Genomic DNA, 23,808 nt, shown 5'->3' on the forward strand with positions numbered 1-23,808 from the left:
CCCGCGTGCCGGACCCCGTCGGCCCGACGCCCCGGCAGAGACCACGTACCCTGAGAACCGTGCAACGCCAGATCGTCGACTACGCCCTGCAGCGGCGCGCTCGGCTGTCCTCGGTCCACGCGGGCCGGACCGCCGTTGCCGAGGTCTGCGATGCGAGCCCGTATCTCCTGCGCGCCGCGAAATTCCATGGTCGGCCCAGCACCACGATGTGCCCGATCTGCCGAAAAGAGCAGGTCACGCTGGTTTCCTGGGTGTTCGGCGACCGGCTCGGTCAGGTGAGCGGGTCGGCGCGCAGCAACGAGGAGATCGCCCGGCTCGCGACGACCGCCGAGGAGTTCTCGGTGCACGTGGTCGAGGTGTGCCGGACCTGCAGTTGGAACCATCTGGTCCAGTCGTACGTTGCCGGGCTGCCGCCGCAGACCACGCGTCGCTCCCGACGCGTGGCCAAGTAGCGCGCCGGCCTGCGGTTTTTTGCCCGGGGCGGTGGCCTGCTGTCACAGTGGAGCGGCACGAGGCCAGAGAAGTTGACCGTGCTCGCCGGATGACGAATGTCCGTGCGACCCGGCAGGAAGGTGGACGATGAGCGAGGCACGTGGTTCTTCGCCCACGCCGCGACGCACCGGAGTCCGACCCGGTCCGGGCGGCGGCGGTCAGAACAGAAGTCAGACAGCGACACGACACCGACGGTTCGCGTGGGCGCTGGGGATCGTGGGCGCCATCGTCCCGGCGATCGTGCTGGTGCTCATCATCGCGTTCGCGGCCACCTACTTCACTGCCGAGATCCCCGAACCGGAGGTGAGCCAGAAGGCCACCATCGTCGACACGTCCGGGCGGACCCTCGCAGACGTCACCTCGCCCGACGGCAACCGCACGGTCGTCCCGTTCGACGAGATCCCCGAGACGATGAAGCAGGCGATCGTCGCCGCCGAGGACCGTGAGTTCTGGACAAACAACGGCTTCTCGCCCCGCGGCCTGTCCCGCGCCGCCATCGGTCAGATCACCGGCAACCAGACCGCCGGCGGTGGCTCGACCATCACGCAGCAGTACGTCAAGAACGCGATCGTCGGTGACGAGGTCAGCTACTCCCGGAAGTTCAAAGAGCTCGTGATCGCCGCGAAGATGAACGACCGGCACGGCTGGTCGAAGGAAAAAATCCTCGAGGCATACCTCAACACGATCTACTTCGGCCGGGGCGCCTACGGCGTCGCGGTGGCCGCGCAGAAGTTCTTCAACAAGTCGATCACCGACAAGCGTCGCGCCGAGCGCAACCCGCTCACCTTCGAAGAGGCCGCGCTGCTGTCGGCGGTCATCCGCGCACCGTCCTACTACGACCCGGATACCAACCGTGAGGTCACCGAAGCGCGCTGGCGTTACGTCCTCGACGGCATGGTCGCGACCGGTGCGATCACCCGCGCGCAGGCCGACAACGCGATCTTCCCCAAGACCGTCAAGGCGCGTGTCAGCGACTCCGACGAGACCCCCGGGCCCAACGGTCTCATCAAGCGACAGGTCCTCGCCGAGCTCAACCGCATCGGCATCACCGACAAGCAACTGCGGACCGGCGGTCTCAAGATCAGCACCACGATCGACCCGCAGGTCCAGAACGGCGTCGTCCAGGCGGCCTGCCGCAAGAACCGGATCTACAAGTGCCCCGAAGGTGAGCTGAACGGCGAACCGGATGATCTGCTTGCGTCGGTGGTATCCATCGATCCGCAGACCGGCGGGGTGCGCGGTTACTACGGCGGCGACAACCCGGGCGGCTGGGACCTCGCCCAGGCGGGCCTGCAGACCGGGTCGTCGTTCAAGGTGTTCGCGCTCGTCGCGGCGCTCGAACAGGACATCCCGTTGTCGAAGACCTACAGCTCCGCGCCGTTCCAGGCCAGCGGCGGACTCACCGTCGAGAACTCCGACGGTGAGAGCTGCGGTACCTGCAACCTCGCGACGGCGATGAAGATGTCCCTCAACACGGTGTACTACCGCCTGATGATGGACCTCGACGGCGGTGCCCGGGCGGTCGCCGACGCCGCGCACCGCGCGGGTGTGGCCGAGTCCTTCGGCAACATCGAGCACACCCTGCAGGAGGCCAACGGCGAGCCCGAGGGCGGTGTGGTCCTGGGTCAGTATCAGTCCCGGGTCATCGACATGGCCTCGGCCTACGCCACGCTCGCGGCCTCGGGTGTCTACCACGAGCCGCACTTCGTCCAGAAGGTCGTCGACGCCGAGGGGCAGGTCCTCTACGAGCGCAAGACCGAGGGCAAGCGCGTCTTCCCCGCGAAGGTCGCCGACAACGTCAGCGCGGCGCTCGAACCGGTGGCGGCGTACTCCAACGGCAACTCGCTCTACGACTCCTCGCTCGGTTCGCGGCCGTCGGCGGCCAAGACCGGCACCGTCCAGCTCGGCGACACCGGGCAGAACAAGGACGCGTGGATGGTCGGGTACACCCCGCAGCTGTCGACCGCGGTGTGGGTCGGCACCAGCGACGGCACCGCCCTGACGAACTACAACGGCGCGTCGATCTACGGCAGCGGCCTGCCGTCGTCGATCTGGAAGTCGGCGATGGATGCCGCGCTCGAGGGCAAGGAGATCAAGCAGTTCCCCGAGCCGGAATCGGTCGGCGGCGTGGCCGGCGTGCCGTACGAGGCGCCGGCCACCACGTACGCGCCGTCGCAGCCCCGACGTGGGCCTTCCATACCGAACTTCGACATCCCCGACCAGGGCGGTGACGGCAACCTCACCCTCGCACCAGGCGTGACGATCCCGATCCCGGGCGCTCCGCGCAACGGCGGCGGTGGTGGCGCCGGCGGCGGGAACAGCCCCGGTGGTGGCGACGGTGGTGGCGACGCCGGCGGTGGCGACGGTGGCGACCTCGGCGGCATACCCGGCGGTGGAGACGGTGGGGGAGGAGTCCCTGAACCGCCCATCGGCTGACCCGGACCCGGCCGACTCCGCGGCGAGCGGCTCCGAACCCGTCTGGGACAGCCCTGCACCACTGGCGATCGATCAGCGCGTCGATGACGCGCGCGTCCTCCCGACGCGCACGGACAGTCTGGTGCGAGAAGCGAGTTCGCTCGTCGGTGGGCCGGTCGGGGCACACGCCGTCATCGGGCGGAGTCGGCGTCTGACACCGCTGCGAGTGTTGTTCGCGCTCGCGTTGTGCGGACTCGCGCTCGGCTGGTTCGGCAAGGCCGGGTGTCTGCAGCAGGCGCCGGCCGACTCCGGGGCCAACGGCGCGAGCGCCGAGATGCGACTCGACTGGGACGATCAGCGCCAGTTCACCAACCTCTGCTACTCCGACGTGATCAGCCTGTTCGGGGCGGAACGCCTCAACCGGGGAGCGCTGCCCTACCGCGACTTCTGGTTCCAGGAGGGCTCCGAAGGCGAGACCATCAAGCGGTACATGGAGTATCCGGTCGTCACCGGGATGTTCATGTACGGCGCGGCGCAGCTGACGCAGGGCTGGGTCTGGGCCGAGGCCAACTGGGGTGTCCCCGGCGCGCTCGACGTCGTGCTGTTCTTCACCATCGCCGCCCTGGCGTTGGCGGCGTTCTGGCTCGTGACCGTCTGGGCGACGGCCCTCACCGCGCGAACCCGCATGTGGACGGTATGGCTGGTGGCGCTGTCCCCCCTCGTCGTCGTCCACGCGTTCACCAACTTCGACGCCATCGCCACCGCGGCCGTCGCGGTGGCCCTGCTGGCCTGGTCGCGGGAGAAGTTCTGGGTGGCCGGCCTGTTCATCGGGCTCGGCGCGGCCGCGAAGCTGTACCCCGCACTGCTGTTGGTGGTGCTGGGTGCGCTCTGTCTGCGCAGCGGGAGAGTCCGCGAGTTCGGGATCACGGCTGCGACGGCGATCGGCGCCTGGCTGGCGGTCAACCTGCCGATCCTGATCCCGTACCCGACGGGGTGGTGGGAGTTCTTCCGATTCAACGGCGATCGGTCGGCGGACCCCGACACCATCTACCGGATCGTGGCCGACTCGGCTGGTTTCACATGGAACATCGGTTATCTGAACGCGTTGTCGGTGGGTCTGACGGTCGCCGTGATCGCGGCGGTGGCCGCGATCGGAATCCTCGCGCCGCACCGACCCCGCGTGGCCCAACTGACCTTTCTCGCGGTGGCGGGCTTCCTGCTGGTGAACAAGGTGTGGAGTCCCCAGTACTCGCTGTGGCTGGTTCCGCTTGCCGTGCTTGCCCTCCCGCATACTCGACTGCTGCTGGCCTGGATGACGCTCGACGCCCTGATCTGGGTGCCGCGGATGAGTCTGTTCCTCGAGGCCGAACGTCGCTGGCTTCCCGACCAGTGGTTCACCGCAGCCGTCGTGCTCCGCGGACTGATGGTGCTGGTCCTCTGTGCCGTCGTCCTCTGGCAGATCTGGCATCCGCGCGACGACCTCGTCCGCCGCGGGAACGACGGCCGATGGTACGACGACCCTGCCGGTGGTGTCCTCGACGGCGCTCCCGACCGAATCGGCCGCCGGGCGAGGACGCTCGGCACCGCGGATGGTCCTCGGGAACCGGCCCCGGTGGGCGGATGACGGTCACCGAACGCGACGGAACCGAACCGGGCCCCGCTGCGTCCAAACGACCATGAAGCACACCACACTCGCACTCCCCGACGATCTCACCGACTGGCTCTCGGCGGGCGACCGGGCCGCCGAACTGCACTCCGACACCGTCGCCGTCGACCGGCAGTGGTGGACGGACGCGCTCGCCGAACACGGACTCCCGGATTCGTTGCTCGGCAACAAGATCAGCAGAGCAGACCTGTTCGCGCTGGGGTCTCGGGCCACCGACTCGCCCGACGACGCGATTGCGTTGCTGTGGAACGTCGTCGCGTTCTGTCTCGGCCGCCGCACCTCCGACGGCAAGAAGCGGATCGCCGCGGTGTCCGCCGACCGGAAGTACCTCGGCGGGCTGCTGAGAGACGCGGCCGAGACGGGCCGCGAGGAGCCCGGCGCGGCGTATGCGATGCTTCGGCCCGACAAGGGCGGCAACATGATCGAGCGTCTGGGTCCGGCCGGTTTCACCTGGTTTCTCTACTTCGCGGGCGCCGGGGAGCCGAAACATCCGAGTCCGGTCCTCGAGAGCAAAGTGGCCAGGTCGCTGCGCCGTGCCGGCTGGCGGGACCTTCGCGAGTCGACGTGGACAGCGGCCGACTACGTCGCCTACTCGAAGGTCGTCGACGGGTGGCGTGCGGATGCGGGCATCGACCGCAACGACGTCATCGTGCGGGGCCTCTTCGCCATCTCGCCGCCGAGCGGCTGGGATCATCCGTGGCAGGCATGGGAACGACAGACGTGGGAACGCGAGAACTGGGTGAGGGGACCGTTGACGACGGACGACCTGCGCGCCGTACACCGCTGGCTGTCCACGCTCGCCGCGCTCACCTCCAGATCGGCTGCCGCACACGAGGAGTTCGAGCGGCTGGGGCACAAGATCAACACCGCACTAGGAGGCGAGGTCGGTGAGATCAGGGCGTCGCTCGAGGGCGATCGCTACCGGCACTCCTACCACGGGGAGTACTGACGGTTGGGTGACCGCTCCGGTGGGTAATGACGGATCATGTCGGATACCGCACCACACATCTCGGACGACACCGCGGAAGCGGTCGGCAAGGTGGGGGAGGCGCTCGAGTACATCGAGCGCGCCCGCGGCCACCTCTATTCGTTCCACCAACTCATCGGACGCGGCGATCTGCTGCTCGGGGAAGCAGTGGACGAATTACGAAAGGCCGGACACGGGGAGTTCGCCGACGAGCTGTCCACCGAGTTGGTGGGTCGCAACGTTCTCGAGGGGCGCTGGACATTCCAGGTCGTCGAGGAATTCGACGACACCTACTGGGGCCCGTTGCGCGAGTACGTCAACCGGGTTCGAGCCGACCTGACCGACGGCCAGCGACACGTGCACGAGGCGCGGATGAAAGAGGACCGGCGCACCCAGGGCCATCCCGAGCACACCGCGAATCCCTGAATCTCAGACAGAGATTCGTTGTAACAGGCGATCTCTCGCCGACGGCCACTCGTCGTCGGTCATCGCGTACAAGGCGGTCGTGCGCCAGCCGTCGCCGAATCGGCGGTGCTTGCGCAGCAGACCCTCGAAGTTGGCACCCAGTTTGGTGATCGCGGCGCGGGACTGGGTGTTGTTCTCGTGGGTGTGCCAGGTGAGGCGGACGGCGCCGCGCTCCTCGAACGCATGGCGCATCAGCAGGAACTTGGCGGTGGGGTTCACCGCGGTTCCCTGGACGCGTTCGCTGTAGAAGGTGTACCCGATGCACGCGGCCCGGTTGGCCTCGTCGATGTCGTAGAAACTCGTCGACCCGACGACACTGCCGTCGGTGTTGTCGACCACGGCGAACGCCACCCGGGAACGGAGCGCCGAGTCGACGAACCGACAGGCGCTGTCCTCGTCCGTCGGCACTCCGGGGACCCACCGGAATCGGGTCGGGTCGTCGACCACGCGCGCCAACGGTCCGATGTCCTCGATGCTGATCGGTCGCAACGTGACTCGTCCGTGCACCAGGGGGCCGGTCGCCAACCAGGAACTCATGACGAGCCTCTCGCCATCGCGTCTCGCGGCGGGTGCCGGGGTGCGTCAGCGGACCCCTGATCGGTGGCATCGTGCACGTGTGCGGCCACCCGGGAGGCCAACGGTTCCCGGAGCGGGGTCCGCGGGAGGGTCACGATCAGGTAGGCCAGCAGGGCGGCGTGCACCCACACCGAACCGGCGACGCCGGTGACGATCCACCACGGCAGCGGCTCGCCGGCATCGCGGATCGGGAACAGCCGGAAAATCGTCAGGTCGAGGGCGAGGTCGGTGAGCAGATACGTCAGGATCACCGACCACCGCACCTTCATCAGAACGAAGAACGGCAGGATCCAGAGCGTGTACTGCGGGGAGTGGACCTTGTGGAACAGCATGAAACCCTCGAGCATCGCGCCGCTCACGCCGATCCAAGGGAAGGTGCCGACGCGGTCGAAGCGGCGCCACCCGAGGTACATCGCGACCGCGAACGTCGTGAGGATCAGCAGCGGCGACAGCACACTGACCAGCGAGTGGTAGGTGTCACCGGTCCCGGTGAGATAGCGCAGCCCCCAGTACCAGATGGAATTGGTGTCGACGTCGGCTCGTCGTCGACTCTGGAACGACAGCGCCGCCTTCCACCCGTCGAATCCGAGCACCATGAACGGCAACTGGATCGCGACCACGGTGACGATGGCAGCGCCCGCTACCCAACCGGCGCCCGTCCAGTCGAGACCGCCGCGGGCGTCTCGTCGTCGTTCGACCATGCGCGCTCCGCCGGCTCCGCGGGTGAGAACGTATGCCGCCAACGGCAATACGAAGATCCCCGGGTAGAGCTTGAGGCAGAATCCGATCGCGAGCAGAACCGCCGCGATCACCGCGCTCGTACGAAGCGGCAGTCGTCGTCGACGGGTTACGGGGTGGACCGACGCGCCCCATGCCATCACGGCGACGGCCCCGACGGCGGTGGCGACGACCGGGAGCTCCCAGTTGTGGAAGGAGTACAGCACCAGCGGAGGTGTTGCGGCCCAGAGCAACGCCCACCAGCGCACCATCGATGCGAGCAGCACGGTGATCGCGAAACCGAACGGTGCCAACAGGAGCGCCGACTGGGTGAAGAACTCGGTGTCGGTGTCGGCGCCGACCGCACCGACGAACATGAGCACGCCGGAGAGCACCGGATATTCGACGACGCCACCGAACAGGGTGCCGTCCGATGTGATTCCACCGTGGATGTAGGGAAAGACGTGGGTGTTGATGTCGCGACCGAGCCAGAGATACATCAGGTCCGAATAGCAGGGGATCACCGCGTCCGGATCGCCGGTCGGCCAGTTGTCGCTACGTCCGAGTGCATCGAACGGGGCGCCGCCGCACCGCAGCTTCGCCTGGAAACTCCAGAACATCGTCGCGGCTGTCGCCAACACCGAGACGAGGACGATCACGGCCGTCTCACCACGGCCGGAGAGCCGCGCCGACCACCGGCCCGGGGTTGTCCGCCGCTCCGACATGGGCAACAGCGTAGGTGGTCTCATGATGTGTCGCCGAGGCGGCCCGCGACCACGGATTTCTCTGCGAACGGGCAGGTCATGTATCTTGGACCGGTTGCCGACGCAGGCGACCCTCCTGCCACGGACAGTCCGTGGCCGACCTAGCCCATAGGAGGTGATGTGGTCTTATGCGTCACTACGAATTGATGGTCATCCTCGATCCGAATCTGGACGAGCGCACCGTCGCACCCTCACTCGATACTTTCCTCAACGTTGTCCGTAAGGACGGCGGTTCGGTGGACGGCGTCGACATCTGGGGCAAGCGCCGACTCGCCTACGAGATCCTCAAGCACAACGAGGGCATCTACGCCGTCATCGATCTCAATGCCGAGCCCGCCACGGTCTCCGAGCTCGATCGTCAGCTGAAGCTGAACGAGTCGGTTCTGCGCACCAAGGTCCTGCGGAAGTAATCCACAGGGTTTCTTGATCGTCTGAAGACGTCGGTACCGGGTTCTAGGGTTGAGCCCAGAATCCGGTGCATGTCGATCAGCGAGTGCCCACCAACGACCCGAGGGGAAACACACATGGCAGGCGACACGGTCATCACCGTCATCGGCAATCTGACCGCCGACCCGGAATTGCGGTTCACGCCGTCCGGCGCAGCGGTTGCCAACTTCACGGTGGCTTCCACCCCGCGCACCTTCGACCGCCAGACCAACGAGTGGAAGGACGGCGAAGCGCTGTTCCTCCGCTGCAACATCTGGCGCGACGCCGCGGAGAACGTGACCGAAAGCCTGACCAAGGGCTCCCGGGTGATCGTGCAGGGACGGCTCAAGCAGCGGTCCTACGAAACCAAAGAGGGTGAACGACGCACGGTCGTGGAACTCGAGGTCGACGAGATCGGCCCCTCGCTGCGCTACGCCACCGCCAAGGTCAATCGGGCCTCGCGCGGCGGTGGCGGTGGCGGCGGTGGATTCGGATCGGGCGGCGGCGGTGGCCGCGGCGGTGGTTCGAACCAGCAGGTTGCCGACGATCCCTGGGGCAGCGCGCCTGCCAGCAACAGCGGGGGATCGTTCGGCGGCGGGGACGACGAACCACCTTTCTGATATCGGTCGGGGCACGATGATCCGCCCCGAACAGCCCGGGAACGGCAGCGACCGTCCCCGACAGCATTGACTGGAGCAACACACACATGGCAAAGGCAAAGCCGAGCCGGAAGCCTCGCGTCGAGAAGGTCACCAAGACCAAGGCGTGCAGCTTCTGCAAGGACAAGAAGGCCGTCATCGACTACAAGGACACCGCGCTGCTGCGTCGTTTCCTGTCCGACCGGGGCAAGATCCGGTCGCGTCGCGTGACCGGTAACTGCGTGCAGCATCAGCGCGACGTCGCTGTGGCAGTGAAGAACTCGCGTGAGGTGGCCCTGCTGCCCTTCACCTCGACCAGCCGATAAGCGGAAAGGATCAGTTGACATGAAGCTCATCCTCACCGCCGCCGTGGAGAACCTCGGCGAAGCCGGCGACATCGTCGTGGTCAAGGACGGCTACGGCCGCAACTACCTGCTGCCCCGCGGCCTGGCCATCAAGGCCACCCGCGGCGCCGAGAAGCAGGTCGAAGGCATCCGTCGGGCACAGGAGGCCCGCGAGGTCCGAGGTCTCGAGCACGCCAACGAGCTGAAGCAGGCCCTCGAGGGCCTCGCCGACGTCTCGCTGGACGTCAAGACCCACGACTCGGGCAAGCTCTTCGGTTCGGTCACCGCGGCAGACGTCGCCGGTGCCATCAAGACCGCGGGCGGTCCGACCCTCGACAAGCGCAGCGTCGAGCTGCCCAAGGGGCACATCAAGGCCACCGGTAGCTACCCGGTCGTCGTCAACCTGCATCCGCAGGTCTCGGCGACCGTCCAGCTCGCCGTCGTCGCCGCGAGCTGACCTCAGCGTTCTACATACACAAGGCCGGGTGGAGATCCTCCACCCGGCCTTGTCGTGTCCGGAGTGGCGAAGGCCGGTGTCTGTTTCTGCTCCCTGAGGAGGGGCCGGAGCTTGCGGAGGGGCCGGTGTCTGTTTCTGTTCCCTGAGGAGCGGTCGGAGCTTGCGGAGGGGCCGGTGTCTGTTTCTGTTCCCTGAGGAGCGGCCGGAGCTTGCGGAGGCCGCGTCACGAAGGGTCCGGCGACCGGGGTGCGGGCGTAGCGAGCCTCGAAGCCCCCGAATCTATTTCGGCGCAGGCGGACTGGCCGGCAGCTGGTTCCAGTACTGCAGTCGCGGCGGAAGGTACTGCGGTGCCGGGTTGGCGCTGTGGTCGACCGCGTTGTTGCCCGGACCGAGTGTGTCCCAGGACGGGAAGAAGAACTTGTGCCAGGCGGGCGTGAAGATGAGAGCGCGGTCGCCGGTGCGGCAGGCGACGGTGTCGCGACGGGGCACGGTGCACGTGACGCCTTCGATGGTGACCCGTTTGCCGACACCGAGGATCGGTGGCCGGAAGCCGCTCTCCGGGCCGAACCGGTAGGTCTGATCGGCACGCGCCCACCACGGGCCCTGCTGATCATCGGAGATCACCGCGCCGGTCGCGTTCGGCGGGGCGGTCGCGGGACGGCCCGCGCAACCGACGTAGCGGTAGCCGGGACCGATCTCGCACACCCACCTACCGGTGGTGAAGAAAGACCGTCCGTTGTCGACATAGGCCAGCGATCGGAACGTCGTCGGGGCGACCGGCTGATAGCGCGACAGATCGAACTCGACGGGCATCGAGGGACCTGGCGCGGCGGACGTCGGCGGGGCCGCCGCCAGCCCGGCGGCAGCGGTCACGGCCGCCAGCACGGTGACCGCACGACGGACGACGACGGACCTCAACCCCAACCTCGACACGATCGACATTGCATCACACCCACAGGGGCGTCGTTCGGCGATCGCCGCAGAATCGTGCGAACCGGCGTCGCCCGCCCGTCTGGCCAGGTGTAACGCAGACCACACCGGATGTTCACCCGAATATTCGCCACGGGGAGTTGAACAGGTGTCCGCAACACGCCCGCAAGACGACGCGCCGAAGAAGTCCAAAGGATTTCCAATTACTTGATTGTGGAAATTAGTGAGGGCGCTGACCTGCGAAAACTGTGTTGTTCACACCCTGATTCCTCAGGTTGTCCACAAAGCCTGCACAACTCGTCCCCCCGCAACTCACACACCGTCCACAAGTGTTCCCCAGATCCGTCAACAGGTCGGTTTGAGTAGCGGTCGCAGACGTCCTAGTGTCACGCCTCAGCGTCTCCGTCCGTCTCGGCGCACACGACACTTCGCTGTCGGTGCCACCCGATAGGAAGAGACTGACCAGAACACGACGTCGACACCGGGGACTCGCGACGTGGCCTACCGGGGCCGACACCAGACTCAGGGTCGTACTCATTCGATGTCGGGTGGGATCGAACGTTGCGAGAGGTTTGACACGCGTGGCTGTTGTGGATGACCGCGGGCGCGGCCCCGCCGCCGGAGGGCGAGGCCGGGAAGACGAGATCCCTGCCGAGGACTTCGGTAGGCAGCCCCCGCAGGACCTCGCCGCCGAGCAATCGGTGCTCGGTGGCATGTTGCTGTCCAAGGACGCGGTCGCCGACGTCGTCGAGAAGATCCGCACCGGCGACTTCTACCGTCCGGCCCATCAGGCGGTCTTCGAGGCGATCCTCACCCTGTACTCGAAAGGCGAGCCCGCCGACGCGGTGACGGTCGCCGCGGAACTCGAGCGGGCGGGCGAGCTCAAGCGCATCGGTGGTGCGCCGTACCTGCACACGCTGATCTCCACGGTGCCCACCGCGGCGAACGCCGGCTACTACGCCGAGATCGTCGCCGAGAAGGCGTTGCTGCGTCGACTCGTGGAGGCCGGCACACGCATCGTCCAGTACGGCTACGCCGGCGCCGACGGGCAGGACGTCGCCGAGGTGGTCGACCGCGCCCAGGCCGAGGTGTACGAGGTCACCGAGAAGCGCACCGCCGAGGACTACGTCCCGCTCGAGGATCTCCTGCAGCCGACGATGGACGAGATCGACTCCATCGCGTCGCGAGGTGGCATCTCGCTCGGTGTCCCGACCGGCTTCGCCGATTTCGACAAGCTCACCAACGGGCTCCACCCAGGTCAGATGATCATCGTCGCCGCACGTCCTGGCGTCGGCAAGGCGCTCGCGCTCGACACCCCGCTGCCGACGCCCACCGGCTGGACCACGATGGGCAAGGTCGGGGTCGGCGATCTCCTGCTCGATGCCCACGGCCGGCCCACCCGGGTCGTCGCCGCCACCGAGGTGATGACCGAACGGCCCTGCTACGAAATCGAATTCAACGACGGCGCGACGATCGTCGCCGACGAGCAACACCAGTGGGCGGCCGAGATCGACGGCGAGCGGCGGGTCGTCACGACCGCCGGCCTGCGGGCGCACGTCGGCTGCGCGGTCGTGCGCAACACCGCGCCGCTCGAGTTGCCGCGCAAGCGGTTCGCGTACGGCCCGTACACGGTGGCGGCGCTGGCCGGGATGGCCTTCGACGATCCCGAGATCAGCATGCGCATCGACGCGGAGGGCCCGGTCGACGTCATGACGCTGATGGCGGACCTCGGTGGCCGGATTCCGTACGAGTATCTCCGTGGTTCGATCGCGCAGCGTCGTGCCCTGCTCGCGGGGTTGCTGGATGCCCGTGCCTCGGTGGACGACGACGGCTGGATCACCGTGCCCGCCGCGACGCGGCACATGACGGCGGTCGTCGCCGACCTCGTGGCCGGGCTCGGTTTCAACTACAAGCGGTCGGCCACGGGGTGGTTGCGCGTCGACGCCGACGAAGACGTGTTCACCGTGCACCACAAGGCGATTCGGCACAAGGAGCTGCGTCGCCGGGCCGGTGTCCGACGCGTCGTCGCCGTTCGCCCCGTCGATCCGGTCCCGGTGCGCTGCGTGCAGGTCGACAACGCCGACCACCTGTATCTCGCGGGTGAAGCGATGGTCCCGACGCACAATTCGACCCTGGCGATGGACTTCCTGCGATCTGCGGCCATCGGACACGGCCTGACCGCCGCCATGTTCTCGCTGGAGATGAGCAAGACCGAGATCGTCATGCGCCTACTGTCGGCGGAGGCGAAGATCAAGCTCGCCGACATGCGTGCCGGCACGATGAGCGACGACGACTGGACACGGCTCGCACGTCGAATGGGCGAGATCTCGGAGGCGCCGTTCTTCATCGACGACTCACCCAACCTCACGATGATGGAGATCCGCGCCAAAGCGCGCCGTCTCAAGCAGCGGCACGACCTGAAAGTCGTTGCGGTGGACTACATGCAGCTGATGACGTCGGGTAAGAAGGTCGAGTCCCGCCAGCAAGAGGTCTCGGAGTTCTCCCGCCAGCTGAAGCTGCTGGCCAAGGAACTCGAGGTCCCGGTGATCGCGATCAGTCAGCTCAACCGTGGTCCCGAGCAACGTACCGACAAGAAGCCCCAGGTGTCGGACCTCCGTGAGTCCGGCTCGCTGGAGCAGGACGCCGACATGGTCATCCTGCTGCACCGCCCCGACTCCATCGAGCGCGACGACCCGCGCGCCGGCGAGGCCGACATCATCGTCGGCAAGCACCGTAACGGGCCGACCGCCACCATTACCGTTGCGCACCAGCTGCACCTGAGCCGGTTCGTGGACATGGCGCGGGGGTAAGGGAATCGCTCCTGGTGAGCCGCGAGTGGAAACCTCGCGCAGAACGCCCGGCCCAACTCAAGCCACCGCAACTCGCGGTCTTCGTCCCCTCCGGGGATCTAGATGTTCTCTTCGATCAATTCGAAGAGAAAGGCCATCGCCCAGGAGGTCGTCCTCGGACCGCAGGAACGCGGGTGACAGGACTGGAACTAGTCGAGAAAATAGGCGATGACTTTCTCGTTGGTATTCAGCACCTCTTCGGACGACACCCCGAGCTCGAGCGCAAGGGTGACGGAGCCGAGTAGGGCGACCTCCACGTCGGGGGAGAAGGCCCGCTCGAGCACCTCGAGGAAGTCGGACATGCTTGCATCGAGCTGGTCGATGAGTTCCTGATAGTCGGCGGCCAGGTGCTTGTCGAGCATCCGTTGCTCTTCGGCGTACTGCGCGATCAGCGACGCCTCCCGCTGGGAGAGCGACGACGAGACGGCTTTGTACATGATCATGCCTACGGTGTTGCCGATCACGGCGCCGAGGACCGGCACTGGGATAAGAGCCTGTCCGACAAAGGAAGACAGCGCACTGACTGCGGTTTCGAGACAAACGAGTTCCGCGTTCTCGATGAACTCCAGCTCGTCGATCTCGCCACGTCGAAACTTGTTCGCTTGCTCCGCGACACCGAACGAAGCCGTGACGATTGAGCTGGCGACGGCCGCCGATGTCGCGGTGAAGTTCGTGAGTCCGTAGACACTGAGCCCTCGGACACCACCTTTGACAACGCCGAAGCCTGTCTCGGCAGAGATTTCCGCCCAGTCCTCGCCAGTGAAGTGTCTGAGCTGCTTACCGGTACGGCGCTTCTCGACCACGGCCAACACCAAAGCTGTACCGCCTTCGATTGCGGCGGCGGTGAGCGGGACCTTCGTACCCTCGCGCAGCGTCGGCCGACTCTCCTGGTAGGCATCGGCCCGCCGGGACTTGTCGGTGGCGCGCAGCGAGTCCTTCTCCGCCTCCATCGTCGAGCCGTAGGCGCCCCTCTGAACCTCGGAGTAGTCCAGGTGCGAGGGCTCGATGGACTCGATTCCGACAGAGCCTTCCTCGAAGAAGGCGTGGACTCGCTTCCAGTCCTTGAACGACGGCCCGTCGGCGCCGAGCGTGAGGAGCTTGCCTGCTTCCTCGCGCGGCATGGCGTGCAGTTTCTTGATCAGCTCGAAGTGGTCGCGAGGAATCTGATACTTGCCGCCGTTCTCGACGAAGTCGGGATACTTCTGAAGGTGGTCGGCGATCGCACCGAGGCCCAAGCGGCCACCGGCAGCGACGAACTTCTGCTGGATCTCGACGCCACTGCGAACCAGGTCCACCGGGCCGTTGTCGTTGACCCACTGGTAGACAGCGTCCCCACCGCGGATCTGGCTCCGAGCATTGCCGACGCCCACCTCGGCAACTTCGGCGATGAAGCCATGAATGCCCTTGACACCACCGCGGTTGGCGGCGATCACTTCGAGATCGATCTTCCGGATCGCTTCGTCGACGGTGGTCAGAGCGTCCTTCAAGTTCGTGTTCTGCTGGCTCAGAGAATTCAGCAGGTTGTCCAGCCGGAGCTGGTTCAGGTGGTTCACCCAGGCGGCGACGGCTTGTTCCTGGTTGCTCTTGCTGAGCCTTGTTGCGTCACTCACCGTCCGGGCCTTGCTCGACGCGTTTGCTCAACAGTGCCGCGCACGCCTTGGTGTTGTTCACCAACGCGACAAGCTGGGACTGGTACAGCACAGGCAGCCCGCGGAAGTCAGCGCCGTAGCATCGCAGTGCTTCGCCATAACTCGTCGCGAGCAACTCGCGGAGGGAAGTGGTGCGCTGGAGGATGTCGCAAACTTGGGCGTCCATGCCTTCGACGAGCGCGGTGTTGTGTTTGACCGCAGTCAAGGCCTCCTGCTTTGCCTCGCGGTTCTCGAATCTGTTCTTGGCGAAAAGCGCGATTGACGCAAGGAGCGTGGCTCCTGCCACCGTCCAGCCGATGGGCCCGGCAAGTGCGAGGAGTGCACTGCCCGCAGCGGTTCCGCCGCCGCCGGCCGCAACAGTTCCGCCGCCGAGCCATGCAAGAGCTGCGTTGCTCGCGGCGGCCCCCGAAAGTGTGGAGATCGCAGTGCCGGTCGAGGCCGTGCCAAAGGTGGTCGCCACCCACATCGCAGCTGTCGGAGCCATGCTGGCTACGGCAGCACCAGTCATGAAGCCGGTGCCGGCGCCGGCCGCTGACCTTCGCGCGGCCTCGAGGTCCTTGCGAGCGAACTCTTCCGCCGCCAAGAACTCCGCTTTGTGGAAGTCGATCTCGTCGAAGTCGGTCGCGAACGATTTCGGTGTGTTGACGATGCTGTTCACGAGTAGCTCTACAAACTCGATCAGGTCCGTCGAGCGTTCTCGCTGGCGCAGGAGAGAAACACCCGTATCGTTCATCGCGGTGAACGCGCCGTTGTACGCGGCGATGGCTTCCTCGTACGGGTCGAGCTTCTTCGCGGTCAGGTTCTCGAAGGAATTCGCCGCGGCGTCCCTGAAGTCGCCGGTCTGCGCGACGATTCGCTTGGAGCGACCCCGCGCAAAATTGCCGAAGTCGTCGACAGCCCTCCCAAACCCTTGCCTACCTTCGTCGATCCTCGGCGGTTCAACCATCGGTACTTCCCCCTCCGCACACGTTCACCCTCACCACAGAAGAGTATCGGCCGCCACTGACAAGGTGGTCCTACTCGAACGCAGGTCGACACCGGCCGATCCCCGACCGGTGGGACGCCCTCGGCTATCGGTGACAGGCCACACCGGCAGAATGATGAGAGTCCTTCGACCTGACCCGGAGAGGTGTGAAAAGTGGCGGACGTGGGCACTGATGTCGGCACTGAAGTTCGATTGACCGAACAGGAAGCGCTTGCCAATGTGCGCGCGGTCTTGGAGTTGTGCGCGTCGGGGCAACTCAAATGCAGCGCGAAGACAGCGCGCCCATCGGCGGCAACGGTGAGGACAGTCGCCGGCCACCTTGTCAACGGAGACTTCTATGGCGACGAGGCGATCGCCGCTTTCGCCTGGCCATTACTTGTCCAGTCCGCCGGGCTGGCCAAACTAGACGGCACTCGCCTCACGTTGACACCGAAAGGTCGTGCAGCGCTGCGTAATTCTCCGGAGGAGGTCATCCTCGGCGTGTGGCGCAGATGGCTCACGCACGGGGCGATCGATGAGTTCAGCCGAATCGAGGCGGTCAAGGGGCAGCGCGGCACCAATGTGCTCAGTGCGGCGAAGCGGCGCCGTACGACCGTCGCTGATGGACTGGCCACCTGCCCTCCGGGCGAGTGGATCGAGATCGACGACCTCTTCGCGACCATGCGGCGCAAGCGACTCAGCCCGACCATAGCCAGAAGTGAACGGGCACTGTGGCGGCTCCACATTCTCGATCCCGAGTACGGGAGCTTCGGATACGACGGGCACCACGGTTGGTCACTGCTCGAAGGCCGGTACACGATGGCGGTGACTTTCGAGTACGCCGGCACACTGGGCCTGTTCGATCTCGACTACCGAGATCCCGTCGGCGCCCGCACGGACTACCACCGCAATTGGGGAAGCGACGACCTCGACTCCCTCAGCCGATACGACGGTCTGCGACGAATCCGGCTGACACCGCTCGGCGCCTATGCGTTGGGCCTCACCGACACCTTCACGCCGACTGAGGATCTCGACGAGATCTCACCGTTGACGGTGTTGCCGAACCTCGACATCGTGGTTGCCCGCGGCATCACCCACACCGAGAGACTCACCCTCGCCGCCTTCGCCACCCAAACCGCCGACCACACCTGGAACGTGTCGCCGACCACCCTGACCGCAGCCCTCGGGGCAGGGCGCGACCTCACCGAGTTCACCGACTACCTACACCGTCGCGCTGAACACGAACTGCCTTCGACGCTCACCACTCTGATAGAAGATGTCCGCCGGCGGGGAGCGCAACTCATCGACCGCGGACCTCTTCGCGTGATCGAGTGCGTCGATCCGGCCACCGCGATGCTCATCGCCCATGACCGCAGGCTCCGCCCGCTGTGCCATCTGCTCGGAGACCGATTCTTGGGTGTCCAACCCGAGCATGAGTCGAAGTTCCGGACCGCTCTGCTCAAGCTCGGGTTCGGCCTACCCGCGGAGTGATGGCGGCAGTTCCGAGGGCGCCCGCGATCTGTTCGCGCCGTGCCCGACAATAGTTAGGTGATCGAAAGAGTTTCCCGGGTTCGGCCCGACGGCGAGGTCCACAGGTGACCTCGCCGGTCGGTTCGCGACAGGCGATGACCATCTGGGTCGTCGGGGTCGCGGTCTACTTCGTTGCGGTGCTGCAGCGCTCCTCATTGGCCGTTGCCGGCCTGCTGGCTGCCGAGCGTTTCGAGATCAGCGCTTCGCAACTGTCGACCTTCGTCGTGCTCCAGCTGCTGGTGTACGCGCTGATGCAGGTGCCGGTCGGGCTCGTCGTCGACCGGTTCGGTCCGCGTCGGGTACTTCTCAGCGGAACGCTGATCCTCACGCTTGCCCAGATCAGCTTCGCGTTCGCGGACAACTACACGTGGGCGCTGTCGTCGCGGTTCTTCGTCGGGGTCGGCGACGCCATGACCTTCGTGTGTGTCCTGCGACTGGTGACGAGCTGGTTCCCGGCGCGGCGGATCCCGCTGATCACGCAGCTCACCGGCGTGCTCGGCCAACTCGGCGCGGTCACGGCCGCCATACCGATGACCTGGGCACTGTCCACCTTCGGATGGAGTCGCGCGTACCTGGCCACCGCTGGGATCGGCGCCGTTCTGCTCGTGGTCGCACTGGTCGTCGTGCGCGATTCCGCGGCGGTCCGGTCGGTGTCGGGACCGATGCTGGGGTTGGCCGGAATCCGGCGAAACCTTCGCGCGTCGTGGGATCACCCCGGCACCCGACTGGGTTTCTGGATGCACTTCTCGACCCACTTCAGCGCCACCGTCCTGGGCCTGTTGTGGGGCTACCCCTTCTTCGTCGAGGGCGAGGGGATGAGCGCCGGTGCGGCGGGTCTGCTCCTGACGATCATGGTGTTCGCCATCATGGCGTTCGGCCCGATCTTCGCGTGGCTGATCACCCGGTGGCCGTGGCACAGGTCGACGCTGGTGTTGGCGGTGCTCGCCGGAATCGCGGCCACCTGGACGGTGGTACTGGCGTGGCCCGGCGGCGCGCCGTTCGCGCTCCTCGTGCTCTTGGTGGTGGTCTGTGGAATGGGCGGTCCGGCGTCGATGATCGGTTTCGATGTCGGCCGCACCTCCAATCCGGCATCGCGGGCGGGCACGGCCACCGGGATCATCAACCAGGCGGGGTTCATTGCCAGCTTGATCCTCGCAGGGCTCATCGGTCTCATCCTCGACTGGCGAACCCCGGACGGGGTCCAGGGATATCCGCCGGAGGCGTTCACCTGGGCGATGTCGGCGCAGTTCATGCTCTGGGGGCTGGGCGCGGTCCAGATCTACCGCTATCGCCGCAAGGGGCGTGCGCGTCTGTTAGGCGAGGAGCCGGAACGGTGGTCGCGCTAGTTCCGTCCGCCTCAGACCGCCCAGCGGTCCGCCAGCTCGTCCAACCATCCCGGCACCGCATCGGAATTCGCGGGCGGTGACTCCACCAGCACCAGTTCGTCGACGCCGAGAGCGTCGAGACCGGCGCGGTCCGTGGGAGCCGGATTCCGCAGCGCGACAGCGATGTCGAGATCAGAACGGTCCCGTCCGCTCTCCTGGCAGAACCGGTCGATCGTGCGGATCCGATCAGCCACCGCGTCGATCCGCCACCTACTCGTTCCTCCCGCAGCTGGTACGAGCAATGCGGGAGGAACTGCCCGACGTCGAGGTCAGCGTGCGCGGCGAAATGCTTGCGCCGGCGCAGGTCGACGCGCTGACGTCGGGGGAGATCGACATCGGACTCCTGCGCCCGCCGGAGAACTCCCCGGGGCTGCACGTTGAGACGGTGCGGAGGGACCGACTGTTCGTGGCGTTGCTGGCGGACCACCGACTTGCCGCCGATCTCACCTCGCCGATCGACGCGGGCCGCCTGCGAGACAGCGATTTCATCACGCACACCGGCGGTGGGAAGTCCGTCATGAACGGCGTGGTCGCCGCGGTGTGCGCACGGGCCGGGTTCGTCCCGCAGGCCAGGCACGAGGTAGAGGGGACCTCCACCCTGGTGACCCTCGTCGCTGCGGGCGTCGGCGTAGCGGTGGTCCCTGAACCCACTGCGGCACTCGGCATCGCCGGCGTCGTCTACCGCCCGCTGTCCGACGTCGGCGAGATCGATCTCGTCGTCGCATGTGATGCCGCGAACCGCACCCCGCCGGTCGATCACGCACTTCGCGTTCTGCGTGCCATTGCCTGAGTGGCGTCCGGCAGGGGAGTAACCTTGGCGCCAGTTGTGCGTGGACGTCAACGCAACGAGTCGCCACTGACGGTCGGACCGCCGCAACTGTCGCCGCCGCCATCCTGTATCCGGACCTGCTGGTCGGCCTCTGCTTCGAGCTGAGGATCACTGCCGGGTCCGGGTAGGGTCACTGCTGGTTCTCACCGTTTGTGATCTCGCATGAGGCTCTGAGTCTGTTCCTCGGAGAGTGCAGGTGGGGTAATCATGTCGATGGGCTTCCTGGAGTCGCTGCGGATGCCGTCGACCAGAACTTGGAGAGTTCTGCGCCAGAGTTCGGGGTGGGTGTCACCCCCGAGACCGCGAACCGCCTGTACAGCGACGAGCAGGATCGGAAAGTCACTGGGCGCGAAGCTGTCTCGAAGCCACCCTGCGCGCTTGGCGTCAGCGACCAACCCGTCGACGACGGCGATGAGTCGGGCCAGTGCATCGGCGCGGGGTTCGAAGTCGCCGGCGGTGGAGAGAAGCAACTGTCGCAGGCCCTTGTTGGCGGCCAGCAACTCGTTACAACGGACCAGGAGTTCGACGAGGGCCTCGGTCGGGCCGGATCGATCCTTCGCCGCTTCCGCGATTTCAGCCACCTCGTGGACCTTGTCCTCGAACAACGCGGTGATCAGACCGTGTTTGTCCCCGAAGCGTCGATAGACCGTTCCCACGCCGACCCCGGCCCGGTCGGCGACATCGGCCATCGTCACTTCCAGTCCGCGCTCCGCGAATGCCGCTGCTGCTGCGGTGGAGATCTTCTCGACATTGCGGGCGGCGTCGCGTCGCAGTGGAGCGTGGTCCCGCTCCGCCTCGCCAGCTGTCATGGTCGTCACATCCTCTCGTAACGGAATGACATGTTCCGTTTCGCGGTCTAGGGTAGTCGATGAATAAACGGAATTAATGATTCCGCTTCCTGGATGAGAGGAACCCGTGATGACAACGAAGACAGTGGACTTGGCGGCGAGTTCACCACCCGACACACGTCGCCGATGGGCGATCCTTGTCGTGCTGGCAACGGCGCAATTGATGGTTGTGCTCGACGCCACGATCGTGAACATCGCGCTCCCGGCCGCCCAGTACGACCTCGGGTTCGGCGACGAGTCGAGACAGTGGATCATCACCGCGTACTCCCTGACCTTCGGTGGCCTCCTGTTGCTCGGCGGGCGAATCAACGATCTCTTCGGACGCAAACAGTCGTTCGTGATCGGCCTCGCCGGTTTTGCTGCCGCCTCAGCGCTGGGCGGCTGGAGCCCCTCGTTCGAGGTACTCGTCGCTGCACGTGCTCTCCAGGGCGTGTTCGGTGCGCTGTTGGCGCCGGCGGCACTGTCCCTGCTGACCGTGACCTTCGCCGGAAGTGCCGACCGAGGCCGCGCCTTCGGGATCTACGGCGCGATCTCCGGAGCCGGTGGCGCCATCGGCTTGCTGCTCGGTGGAGTACTCACCGAGTACGTGTCCTGGAACTGGTGCCTCTACGTCAACGTTGCGTTCGCGGTTGTCGCGTTGGTTGGAGCGCTGTGGCTTGTCCCGTCTCACCGCACCGGGAGCGGCGGCTCCGGGCTTGACTGGCCGGGCACGATTCTCGTCACCGCGGGCCTCTTCTCGCTCGTGTACGGCCTTTCGAATTCCGAGGTCAACGGCTGGTCCGACACCTGGACGGTCACCTTCATCGTGGTCGGTATCGCCCTGCTCGCCGCGTTCGTCGTCGTCGAGACGCGTGTCGAGCACCCGTTGCTGCCGATGCGGGTGGTCCTCGATCGTGTTCGCGGCACCTCGTACCTGGTGATGTTGATCTGTGCGATCGGCATGTTCGCGGTGTTCCTGTTCTTGACGTACTACCTGCAGTCCACGCTCGGTTACAGCCCCGTCATCACCGGAGTCGCATTCCTCCCCATGGTTGGCGCCCTCGCTGTCACGGGCGCCGTGGTCGGTGCCGCTCTCATCACCCGGATCAGTCCAAAGATTCTGGTCGCAACGGGCATGGGCCTGGCCGGTGTCGGCATGATGGTCCTCACCAGGATCCAGGCGGACAGTGACTACGTCTCCGGCGTCCTTCCCGGCCTGATCATCACAGGAGTTGGTCTGGGTGTCGTCTTTGCCACCGCGATGAGCTTCTCCACCATCGGAGTGCAGGCCGAGGATGCCGGTGTCGCATCGGCCATGGTCAACACCGCCCAGCAGATCGGTGGCTCGATCGGTATCTCGCTCCTGTCGAGTTTTGCGGCGACGGCCGCGACGAACTACATCAACGACAACACCCCCGGATCCGTGGCGACATCTGGTCCGATTCCGGAGGCCGCCGTGCACGCGATGAAGCAGGGCGCGGAACTCGCCAGCTTCCACACCGCATTCTGGTGGGCTGCCGGCTTCTTCTTCGTCGGCGCGGCACTCGCAGCCGTTCTGTATCCACGGGCCATCCCGCGCACGGATCCGGATGCCGCTCCGGCGATTGCCCACTGATCGAGCCGATCTCGCAACACGCCCGGTGCCCAGACCCGCGGAATGGGCACCGGGCGATCAAAACCACTTACACCGAATCAGCGACAGTCCCAAGTTCGGCTCCTCCTGGGCTCTTGCAACTCGGGTGCGGCCGACGCCGGCGAGATCTTCGCGACCATCGACGCCGTCGGGGACGGCCACGACCGTGACTGGTTCGACGCCTGGCACGGACTCGGCCGGAGGCTCGTCGCCGAAGCGGACGCGAGCGCCGCGGCGGATCATTCCCACAGCGCCGCCTTCACCTATCTCCGTGCGGCCACGTACCTCTCGCAGGCGTTCGACGCACTCGACGGCATCGCCGACGACGAGCGTATGCCGGTGTTCGCCGAACATCGGGCCGCATGGGAGAAATTCGTCGACCACGGTCCGTTCGTCGCGCAACGACTGTCGATCCCGTACGAGGACACCGTGTTACCCGGCTGGTACCTTTCCCCGACCGACGCCGGCGATGCACCCCGGCCCACCCTGGTCATGGTGAACGGCAGCGATGGGTCGGTCTCGGCGCAGTGGTCGGCAGCGGCACACGGTGCGCTCGAGCGCGGCTACCGTGTCGTGATGTTCGACGGACCAGGGCAACAGTCGATGCTCTTCGAGCACGGGACGTACTTCCGGCCCGACTGGGAGGCCGTGCTGACGCCGGTCACCGAAGTCGTCGTCGGACTCGGTGGTGTCGACGCCCGGCGCCTCGCCGTCTACGGCATCAGCCAGGCCGGTTACTGGGTTCCGCGCGCGATCGCCTTCGAACATCGTCATGCCGCCGCGATCGCCGATCCCGGCGTGGTGAAGGTCGATACGTCGTGGCTGGAAAATGTTGGTACGTCGCTGGCGAAGAAACTCGAGGAGGGCAAGGATCACGACTTCGATCAGATGATGGCCATCGGCATGAAGCTGAGCAAGTCGACCAAGAAGCTGTGGGATTGGCGGGCGCGCCCGTACGGCGAGGCCGGTTACGCGGAGACGATGAGAGCCGTTGCCGAGTATACGCTGACACCCGAAGTCGCGGAGCAGATCCGGACGCCGATGTTGATCACCTCACCGGAAGACGAACAGTTCTGGCCCGGTCAGTCGGCACAGCTCGCCGAGATGTCGGGCGCGGCAACCGAACTGGTCGAGTTCACCGCTGCCGAAGGTGCGAGCTGGCACTGCCAGCCAATGGCACGGGCGCTCACCGACAGTCGCATTTTTGACTGGCTCGACGAGACCCTCGCCTCGGCGGCGAACTCCTAGAGTGCGGGATTCGTACCGGAAACCGCTACGAATCCCG

At 66.2% G+C, this 23,808-nt stretch carries 21 protein-coding genes and 1 pseudogene; 15 read left to right on the top strand and 7 right to left on the bottom strand.

Going from position 1 to position 23,808, the window contains the following annotated elements; translation table 11 throughout:
• Window positions 1-59 precede the first annotated feature (59 nt).
• The 5 genes from B1818_RS09100 (at window position 60) to B1818_RS09120 (ending at window position 5,966) form a co-directional block, all read left to right on the top strand.
• A complete protein-coding gene (locus B1818_RS09100; RefSeq protein WP_065629491.1) occupies window positions 60-452 on the top strand; it encodes a DUF5318 family protein in 393 nt (130 codons plus the stop codon).
• A gap of 127 nt (window positions 453-579) precedes the next feature.
• Window positions 580-2,928, top strand: a complete 2,349-nt coding sequence (locus tag B1818_RS09105) for a transglycosylase domain-containing protein (protein ID WP_078112530.1) — start codon at window positions 580-582, stop codon at window positions 2,926-2,928.
• Between the two features lie 61 nt (window positions 2,929-2,989).
• On the top strand, window positions 2,990-4,531 hold the full coding sequence (locus tag B1818_RS09110; protein WP_254859628.1) for a glycosyltransferase family 87 protein: 1,542 nt from the start codon (window positions 2,990-2,992) through the stop codon (window positions 4,529-4,531).
• Window positions 4,532-4,583: 52 nt separating this feature from the next.
• Window positions 4,584-5,522 (top strand): hypothetical protein, encoded by a 939-nt coding sequence (locus B1818_RS09115; RefSeq protein ID WP_058252886.1) that lies wholly within the window; start codon window positions 4,584-4,586, stop codon window positions 5,520-5,522.
• A gap of 36 nt (window positions 5,523-5,558) precedes the next feature.
• Complete coding sequence (locus tag B1818_RS09120) at window positions 5,559-5,966, top strand: hypothetical protein (protein WP_058252885.1); 408 nt, start codon at window positions 5,559-5,561, stop codon at window positions 5,964-5,966.
• Window positions 5,967-5,969: 3 nt separating this feature from the next.
• Here B1818_RS09120 and B1818_RS09125 read toward each other — a convergent pair whose 3' ends face one another.
• Both B1818_RS09125 and B1818_RS09130 read right to left on the bottom strand, forming a co-directional pair.
• Complete coding sequence (locus tag B1818_RS09125) at window positions 5,970-6,542, bottom strand: GNAT family N-acetyltransferase (RefSeq protein ID WP_078112531.1); 573 nt, start codon at window positions 6,540-6,542, stop codon at window positions 5,970-5,972.
• Window positions 6,539-8,023: a hypothetical protein gene (locus tag B1818_RS09130; protein ID WP_078112532.1), complete on the bottom strand. Its 1,485-nt coding sequence runs from the start codon at window positions 8,021-8,023 to the stop codon at window positions 6,539-6,541. Before B1818_RS09130 ends, B1818_RS09125 begins: the two co-directional genes overlap by 4 nt.
• A 167-nt stretch (window positions 8,024-8,190) precedes the next feature.
• On the opposite strand from B1818_RS09130, the gene rpsF reads away from it, so the two are divergent.
• From rpsF to rplI, 4 genes are all read left to right on the top strand, one after another.
• A complete protein-coding gene (gene rpsF / locus B1818_RS09135) occupies window positions 8,191-8,472 on the top strand; it encodes a 30S ribosomal protein S6 (protein ID WP_058252882.1) in 282 nt (93 codons plus the stop codon).
• A gap of 114 nt (window positions 8,473-8,586) precedes the next feature.
• Window positions 8,587-9,108, top strand: coding sequence for a single-stranded DNA-binding protein (locus B1818_RS09140; protein WP_058252881.1), 522 nt, complete (start codon window positions 8,587-8,589; stop codon window positions 9,106-9,108).
• A gap of 86 nt (window positions 9,109-9,194) precedes the next feature.
• Entirely contained in the window at window positions 9,195-9,452 is a 258-nt protein-coding gene (rpsR, locus tag B1818_RS09145) for a 30S ribosomal protein S18 (RefSeq protein WP_004020662.1), read from the top strand.
• Between the two features lie 19 nt (window positions 9,453-9,471).
• The gene (rplI, locus tag B1818_RS09150; RefSeq protein WP_058252880.1) at window positions 9,472-9,927 is read left to right on the top strand and encodes a 50S ribosomal protein L9; all 456 of its coding nucleotides are present in this window, start codon (window positions 9,472-9,474) and stop codon (window positions 9,925-9,927) included.
• A gap of 279 nt (window positions 9,928-10,206) precedes the next feature.
• On the opposite strand, the gene B1818_RS09155 is transcribed toward rplI, so the two are convergent.
• Entirely contained in the window at window positions 10,207-10,869 is a 663-nt protein-coding gene (locus B1818_RS09155) for a hypothetical protein (RefSeq protein ID WP_068972301.1), read from the bottom strand.
• Between the two features lie 569 nt (window positions 10,870-11,438).
• Between B1818_RS09155 and dnaB the strand changes: the two genes are divergently transcribed.
• Entirely contained in the window at window positions 11,439-13,667 is a 2,229-nt protein-coding gene (gene dnaB, locus B1818_RS09160; RefSeq protein ID WP_058252878.1) for a replicative DNA helicase, read from the top strand.
• Between the two features lie 188 nt (window positions 13,668-13,855).
• Here dnaB and B1818_RS09165 read toward each other — a convergent pair whose 3' ends face one another.
• Both B1818_RS09165 and B1818_RS09170 read right to left on the bottom strand, forming a co-directional pair.
• Window positions 13,856-15,316 carry a hypothetical protein gene (locus tag B1818_RS09165; RefSeq protein WP_058252877.1) on the bottom strand — a complete coding sequence of 487 codons (1,461 nt, stop codon included), beginning with the start codon at window positions 15,314-15,316 and terminating at the stop codon, window positions 13,856-13,858.
• Window positions 15,309-16,301, bottom strand: a complete 993-nt coding sequence (locus B1818_RS09170) for a hypothetical protein (protein ID WP_058252876.1) — start codon at window positions 16,299-16,301, stop codon at window positions 15,309-15,311. The genes B1818_RS09165 and B1818_RS09170 overlap by 8 nt, the downstream gene beginning before the upstream one ends.
• Before the next feature lie 336 nt (window positions 16,302-16,637).
• Here B1818_RS09170 and B1818_RS09175 point away from each other — a divergent pair, with 336 nt between their 5' ends.
• Both B1818_RS09175 and B1818_RS09180 read left to right on the top strand, forming a co-directional pair.
• Window positions 16,638-17,810 (top strand): helicase-associated domain-containing protein, encoded by a 1,173-nt coding sequence (locus tag B1818_RS09175; protein WP_223259026.1) that lies wholly within the window; start codon window positions 16,638-16,640, stop codon window positions 17,808-17,810.
• 104 nt (window positions 17,811-17,914) lie between these two features.
• Window positions 17,915-19,195, top strand: coding sequence for a nitrate/nitrite transporter (locus B1818_RS09180; RefSeq protein ID WP_058252875.1), 1,281 nt, complete (start codon window positions 17,915-17,917; stop codon window positions 19,193-19,195).
• A gap of 11 nt (window positions 19,196-19,206) precedes the next feature.
• On the opposite strand, the gene B1818_RS09185 is transcribed toward B1818_RS09180, so the two are convergent.
• Entirely contained in the window at window positions 19,207-19,428 is a 222-nt protein-coding gene (locus B1818_RS09185) for a hypothetical protein (RefSeq protein WP_058252865.1), read from the bottom strand.
• An 8-nt stretch (window positions 19,429-19,436) separates the two neighbouring features.
• Between B1818_RS09185 and B1818_RS09190 the strand changes: the two are divergent.
• Window positions 19,437-20,024 (top strand): annotated as a pseudogene (locus B1818_RS09190) (LysR family substrate-binding domain-containing protein); the annotation flags it as partial.
• 182 nt (window positions 20,025-20,206) lie between these two features.
• Here the strand turns inward: B1818_RS09190 and B1818_RS09195 are convergent.
• Complete coding sequence (locus tag B1818_RS09195; protein WP_223259027.1) at window positions 20,207-21,106, bottom strand: TetR/AcrR family transcriptional regulator; 900 nt, start codon at window positions 21,104-21,106, stop codon at window positions 20,207-20,209.
• Between B1818_RS09195 and B1818_RS09200 the strand changes: the two genes are divergently transcribed.
• A complete protein-coding gene (locus tag B1818_RS09200; RefSeq protein ID WP_223259028.1) occupies window positions 21,075-22,505 on the top strand; it encodes an MFS transporter in 1,431 nt (476 codons plus the stop codon). The two genes, B1818_RS09195 and B1818_RS09200, sit on opposite strands and share 32 nt — an antisense overlap.
• Before the next feature lie 42 nt (window positions 22,506-22,547).
• A complete protein-coding gene (locus B1818_RS09205) occupies window positions 22,548-23,771 on the top strand; it encodes a S9 family peptidase (protein WP_058252861.1) in 1,224 nt (407 codons plus the stop codon).
• Window positions 23,772-23,808: the final 37 nt, after the last annotated feature.

Origin of the sequence: Gordonia sp. IITR100, from assembly GCF_002009645.1 — a bacterium.
GTDB lineage: Bacteria > Actinomycetota > Actinomycetes > Mycobacteriales > Mycobacteriaceae > Gordonia > Gordonia hongkongensis.